We start from the raw sequence: 586 nt of genomic DNA on the forward strand, positions 1-586 counted from the left end.
TGAACCGCTGCCTCCCACTCGCTGAATAGACAAACATTCGTTGAAGGCACCACAGATAACCGAGAAATGGTTGCAGGACGAAGTGCGCCGCATCCACAAAATAGACCTGTCGCCGACCTTCTTTTGCATCAGCAAGTCTTGGCTCTCCCGGATCTCAGGGGGTCATGTTATCATATAAATCAGTTACTTGATGGCGGTGCTCCGCTAAAATGTCATTCGAGCGCTTTTTATGATGACTTTCGATAATGATACGATTCAGGCCCTTTTAAATCTTCCTGACCTCGCAATTGAACGGGTGGTTTTAGGTGAACGTAAAACGTTGAGAATTTACGTTCATAGTACCCTAGAAGGAACGCAGTGTCACCGTTGTGGCAAGCCGATTCATCATGCTTATGGTTTGGGTAATGAGATCGAACTTCGACATTTGCCGCTACTCGAATACCGAGTGCTGTTGATCTTACGTCCTAAGCGCTATCAATGTCGCTCCTGCGAAGGGCATCCAACGACAAGTCAAACCCTGTCATGGTATACGCCACGTGCCTCAGTCACAAAAGCTTTCGAGCAACAGATGCTTTTGGAATTGATC

At 47.1% G+C, this 586-nt stretch carries 1 protein-coding gene and 1 pseudogene; one reads left to right on the forward strand and one right to left on the reverse strand.

The window, feature by feature from the left end:
* Positions 1 to 145 (reverse strand): annotated as a pseudogene (locus CKO25_RS21520) (IS630 family transposase); the annotation flags it as partial.
* Positions 146 to 229: 84 nt separating this feature from the next.
* On the opposite strand from CKO25_RS21520, the gene CKO25_RS20800 reads away from it, so the two are divergent.
* The coding region (locus tag CKO25_RS20800; protein ID WP_200389845.1) for a transposase family protein at positions 230 to 586 on the forward strand (357 nt) is incomplete at its 3' end.

Source organism: Thiocapsa imhoffii (genome assembly GCF_016583985.1).
GTDB classification, from domain to species: Bacteria; Pseudomonadota; Gammaproteobacteria; order Chromatiales; family Chromatiaceae; genus Thiocapsa; species Thiocapsa imhoffii.